Source organism: Vibrio neptunius, from assembly GCF_000967495.1.
GTDB classification, from domain to species: Bacteria; Pseudomonadota; Gammaproteobacteria; order Enterobacterales; family Vibrionaceae; genus Vibrio; species Vibrio neptunius.
In genome coordinates this window covers 1-5,607 of the sequence record NZ_JXXU01000061.1, presented here as the reverse complement: position 1 = coordinate 5,607, position 5,607 = coordinate 1, and the positions used below count along the sequence as shown (strand labels likewise).

Genomic DNA, 5,607 nt, shown 5'->3' with positions numbered 1-5,607 from the left:
ACTTTTTGGGGAGGGTTACATTGTCATCAAGTTGCTCGAGTTTAAGGTCTGAAGTCAGACTGATAAAATTGTTTGCGAGAACGGCACGGAGTTCACTAGTAAGGCTACGTTCACGCTGGTAACACTTTGTTATCCAGCCAAGTATACCGACTCAAAACACCTTTTTAGAGAGAGCATTAAAACCCTATTTGACACATAGTTCTCTAAATAATTTGTAGCCAGTTGATTTTGATAGTCCTGCAGCGTAAACATAGAAAGCTTCATCGAGATAGTGGTATCATCGTTTGTTTGACAAATGTGTGAATGTCATTAAAGGCTAGAGTCAAGTTGGGAGAAAGAGTAATAATTGATCTGATTGGGCGAAAGCTGTCCTGGATGTAAAGATAAAAATTAGTCCAACAGAGTGGTCAATTTCAGTTGACCAAACTATTTACACTTTTTTCGGCCTTTAACCTTTAATTTTAGAAGGCGAAGAAAAGCTGTTATTTTGAACACTTTACTAAGAAGAACTATATAAATTCCAAAACAAAGCAAAAAAGCATATAGCATCTGATATTCTGGAACTCCCTTCATCTCGGCATAGATTCCAATACCCGCAAAGGCAGTTGCAATTAAGCATATAACTAAAAGCGTTTGCAGAGAACTCAAACCTAGTCTTTGAAATATATGGTGTAAGTGTTCTCTATCAGGCTTAAAAGGGGAGTCTCCGCGTCTAATACGTCGAATCATAATAGCAGCCATATCCATCAAGGGTATCGCTATTAACCACAACGCAGTGACCGGTTGAAGAGGGGGGTTAGTTCCATTTTGGCTTGAAAGAAGTAAAAACCATATAACTGTGAAGCCTATTAACATACTTCCAGCGTCGCCCATAAAAACTTTTTTCTTTTTGCCAAAAGCTCCTAAGTTCAGAAGTATGTATGGAAGCATGATGATAATCATAACTAAACAAACGTATGCGATGTTTGTTTGTCCATCATGTGCTAGCATAATTCCTAGCCCTCCAAATGTAACGATTGATAGCCCTCCTAATAAACCATCTATACCATCCACCATATTAAAGGCGTTTATTGCCCCAACTACGGCCAGAATAGTGACAAAATACCCAAACCAGCCAAGAGTTACGATTTCACCAGTTCCCAAAACATCGCCAATGGTGTTTAGTTCTATATCTCCAAACATCATCATTGCAACAGATAAACCCGCTTGTATGGCAAATCTTAGTTTGAAACTAAGATCATATTTGTCATCCAGCGCCCCTACACCTACAAGTATTAAAATGCACGCAGCATAAAGAGATGTGTTTGGGAGAATATGCGGGTTGTTAAAAAGAAAGTAGAGCACTGATATACATATGGAAATACCACCAACTAACGGAATACTACCGCTATGTAGCTTTCTTGCATTAGGTTTGTCTACAAGCCCAATCTGTTTAGCAACCTTTCGCATTGTAAACGTTGTCGCTAAGGAGAAGAAGAATAAAAAAGATAAATCTATAAATGAAATTAACACTTTTGAGCCTAAGCCTTATAATTTGGAGATGACATTATCACGAATAGAAAGTACATATTACAAAATTTGTTTCAACACTCTATCTGCTTTCACACGAGTAATCTTTCGTATTAGCTTCTGTACTACATCAGGATAGTCTTCAGCTTTTTCTAATTGTCTGTAAGTGCAAATTAGCTGAGTGTGCTGAAGAATATTTTCCACTTCTTTTTCAAACTGAGGTGTTAAGTGATGAAAGTTGTCTTGAATAAAGAGAGCGTTTTCCAAGTCTAAGCTCCAAGCTCGAGGGTTGAGGTTGTTACCCGTAATCAACATATAGCGTTTGTCTACCCAAATACCTTTTAAATGGAAGCTGTTTTCTTCGTGCTTCCATAAATTGATAGACAGTTTACGACTGGCGATATTGGCTTCATTTGACTTAGCAAATTGACGCAAATTACGTTCATAAAGGTAAGGTAAACCACCGATGGTTTTAAACTCTTCCTCAGGTGAGATATAAAAGTCATTGGCAGTTTTGTCACCAACGACGATAGTCACCTTCACACCACGCTTTAGCGCTTTTTTTACTTCCTTAGCTACGCTGCGAGGGAAGTTAAAATAAGGTGTGCAGATGAATATTTCATCTTTGGCTTGTGAGAGTAATTGATTAATGCCTTGATTAAGCTTGTTTCGTTTCTTTCCAACCCCTACGATAGGTGTAACAGCAACCTGTTCTTGAGAGACTTCTTGTGACTCAAAGTGATAAGAGGATTTAGCAAGGGACGCTCGTAATTGGCGAATTTGAGGCTTTATCTCTTTAGTCTCAGGCTTATTTGAACAGGCGAGATTGTGCACAGCTGGATGGTCGATCATCTCTTTTTGAACAAAGTTGACCATGCTATCGGATAGTGCCTTGTTATCTAGCACATGATAGCGGTCGAAACGATAACGCTCTTTGTAGTTGAGATAGATATTGTTAAGGCTTGCACCACTGTAGATAACTTGGTCATCAATAATGAAGCCTTTTAAGTGCAAAACGCCGAATACTTCACGTCCTCGAACCGGAACACCATAGATTGGAATTCTGTGCTCGTAATTATCCGCGAAGCTTTTATACATAGAGGCGTTGGTTTCGCCAGGTTCAGCACCAATTAAGCCACGTTGAGCTCGGTGCCAGTCGACACATACATTGATCTCGAGGCCAGGGTTACGTTGCTTCGCTTCGTAGAGCTCGGTTAAGATTTCTCTTCCCGCCTCATCATCCTCCAAATAAAGAGCAACCAGGTAGATTCGTTTACTTGCCTGACGAATCGCTTCAATTAAGCGAATTCGAAAATCTTTAGCCGCATAAAGTGTCTCAAATTGAGTAGGATCTTGCGCCAAAGTAGGAAGTTGTTCGAATAAGTTCCTATTAGTCATCATATTGGATGGGTTACCTTTACTTAAAGTGGACAAGGATATTAGCAAAATGTATTAGTAGTTCCTAGTTGCTAGATCCTAGTTCCGCAATACTGGTTGTAAAACCTGTGATTTACTGATTAGAACGAAGACTGATTTCACCGCCGATGTAGGTTTGTAACCCATCCTCGGTTTCTAAAATGACCGCACCTTGGGCATTGATACCTTTAGCGATTCCACAAATCTCTCTAGGCCCCATAATGAGTTTTACTGGACGATTGATAAAGTTGTCCAAACGATTCCATCTCTCAACAAAACCCGCCATCCCGCATAGCTCATAGTCATCCAAAGCCTTATGAAGGGTGGTTATCATGGTAATCGCAAGTTGGTTTCTATCAATCTCTTGATTATCGGCAACTTCATCTAAACTAGCCCAAGGTTGGGTAATGCCCTCTGTTGCTTCTGACATCATCAAGTTGAGCCCCATCCCTATAACAAGGTTGGCCGCTGCACCCGCTTGGCCTGACATTTCAACCAAAATACCTGCGAGCTTCTTGTCTTGATAGTAGAGATCATTCGGCCACTTTAGTTTTACCCCGGCCAGCCCCATCTCTTCTAGAGCTTCAACGATCGCCACACCAACTACCAGACTTAATCCCATTGCGGCAGCCATACCGGCATCTAAACGCCAAAATATCGATAGGTATAAGTTTGAGCCAAAAGGAGATACCCACTCGCGCCCGCGGCGACCTCTGCCTTTAGCTTGATACTCTGCAAGGCACACAGACCCTGACTCTAAGCTATCGACTCTGTCGAGCAGATATTGGTTGGTTGAGTCAATAACAGGCATCAGCTCGACGCGGTTAGCTAAACTTTTTTGCAGTAGGTCTTTATCGAGCAGTTGCATAGGTTTGGCGAGCTGGTAGCCCTTACCCTGTAGGCTAAACACATCAACCCCCCAAGCTTGGATACCTTTAATATGCTTGCTGATCGCGGCTCTAGATACGCCTAGTTGATCTCCTAGTTCTTCTCCGGAATGAAAGCCACCTTGAGATAAAGCCTTCAAGATAGAAAGTTTTGCTGAATGCTCTTTCATTGCTGACTCTCCAATATTGTCTCTAGGTTTGTTTCTGCATGAGAACCGATAAATCTCACTTCATGTTCTAACGCTATCTGATATTTTTCTAATACGGTTTGGCGGACTTTTGCTGCTAGATTGATCACATCGTTTGCCGATGCATTGTCTGTGTTCACTAGCACCAACGCTTGATTCGGGTGGACCTGAGCACCACCGATTTGATGGCCTTTTAACTGACATTGATCTATCAGCCAGCCCGCGGCGACTTTTACACCACCTTGTGTTGGGTACGCTGCAATATTAGAGAACTGTTGACTTAACATTTCGAACTGCTGGTTGGAGATCACCGGGTTTTTAAAGAAGCTCCCTGCATTGCCAAGCTTGGTAGGGTCTGGCAGTTTCTCCATTCGGATTTTGCACACTCGTTCAAACACTTGCTGAGCGGTTAGCGTTTCGCTTTGAAGAGATTGAAGCGGGCCATATTCGATATTTGCTGACCACTGCTTTGGGAGCTTTAAGCCGATCGCTACAATCATAACTTTCCCATACAACTCATGTTTAAAAATGGAGTCTCGATAGCCAAACTGACACTCTTTAGCACTCATGCGCTTTGTATTGAAAGTTTCTAAACAAAGTACGTCGACATATTCGCAGATGTCTTTCAGTTCAACGCCATAAGCACCGATGTTCTGAATAGGAGCGCTGCCCGCACATCCGGGTATGAGAGCGAGATTCTCTAATCCAAAGTAACCTTGTTCAACACTCCATTTCACCAAGCTTGGCCAATCTTCACCGCCAGCGATATGCAGGTGCCAATGCGTATCGGTTTCACGGACCGACTTACCAAACAACTTATTGATTACCACCACGCCTTGGTAGGGCTGGGTAAACAAAACATTACTGCCTTTACCCAAGATAAGTTTAGGAAGGCTCAACCACTCTTGCTTTTGGTAGGTATGTTTGACTTCTTCAACGGTGGCAACCTCAACCAGATAAGAGCAGGTTTGCGAGATAGAAAAGGTGTGGGAGCGACTAAGATCGGCGTTAGCTAATATTTGCATCGGATTTATCGAGTAATCTAAACTGCCTGCATTCTACCCTAAATTGAAGTTTGGTGATAATGAGCCCAATGCAGATTGAAACCTTAGACCCAATAAAACTCCCCCTTGTCTCGCGTTTGTACAAAGCTCACTATCCTTCAGGTAAGGCGAAAAAGGATGAGCTGACAATTGTTGGTACTATTGAGCAGCAGATTGTCTCATTGGTTCGTTTTAGAAGTATTGAGCAATTCCGATTGCTAACGGGAATGCTAGTGTTACCAGAACATAGGGGAAGCGGTTTGGGTCATCAGTTAATGGGTTATTGTGTTCAGCATGTTTTATCTGAGCATGACTTCTGCTTTGCATACAGTCATCTAGAAACATTTTATGCTCAACATAACTTCAAGACGATTGACGCAAGTCAGCTACCTAATTCGCTAAAAGGACTGTTTGAACGTTATAGCCTTAAGAAGCAACTCGTGGCGATGAAGTACGTTAAACCATCTCGGTGAGGCGTTTGCAACGTTCGTGCTAGTAGGGCATAGGTTCGCGAAGCGTGCTTTCCCTTTTGATAGAGCCAAGATGTAGTGGTCAACAAATTCC

General features: G+C 42.0%; 5 protein-coding genes. 1 reads left to right on the top strand and 4 read right to left on the bottom strand.

All coding sequences use genetic code 11. The annotated features are described in order from the left end of the window. Positions 1–426: 426 nt before the first annotated feature. The 4 genes from wecA to murB form a co-directional block, all read right to left on the bottom strand. The gene (gene wecA, locus TW84_RS20110; RefSeq protein WP_045977411.1) at positions 427–1,512 is read right to left on the bottom strand and encodes a UDP-N-acetylglucosamine--undecaprenyl-phosphate N-acetylglucosaminephosphotransferase; all 1,086 of its coding nucleotides are present in this window, start codon (positions 1,510–1,512) and stop codon (positions 427–429) included. A gap of 57 nt (positions 1,513–1,569) precedes the next feature. Then, positions 1,570–2,910, bottom strand: a complete 1,341-nt coding sequence (pssA, locus tag TW84_RS20105; protein ID WP_045977410.1) for a CDP-diacylglycerol--serine O-phosphatidyltransferase — start codon at positions 2,908–2,910, stop codon at positions 1,570–1,572. A gap of 109 nt (positions 2,911–3,019) precedes the next feature. Next, the gene (gene birA / locus TW84_RS20100; protein WP_045977409.1) at positions 3,020–3,982 is read right to left on the bottom strand and encodes a bifunctional biotin--[acetyl-CoA-carboxylase] ligase/biotin operon repressor BirA; all 963 of its coding nucleotides are present in this window, start codon (positions 3,980–3,982) and stop codon (positions 3,020–3,022) included. Then, entirely contained in the window at positions 3,979–5,025 is a 1,047-nt protein-coding gene (murB, locus tag TW84_RS20095) for a UDP-N-acetylmuramate dehydrogenase (RefSeq protein ID WP_045977408.1), read from the bottom strand. The genes birA and murB overlap by 4 nt, the downstream gene beginning before the upstream one ends. A gap of 68 nt (positions 5,026–5,093) precedes the next feature. On the opposite strand from murB, the gene TW84_RS20090 reads away from it, so the two are divergent. Beyond that, entirely contained in the window at positions 5,094–5,516 is a 423-nt protein-coding gene (locus TW84_RS20090; RefSeq protein ID WP_084720272.1) for a GNAT family N-acetyltransferase, read from the top strand. Positions 5,517–5,607 lie beyond the last annotated feature (91 nt).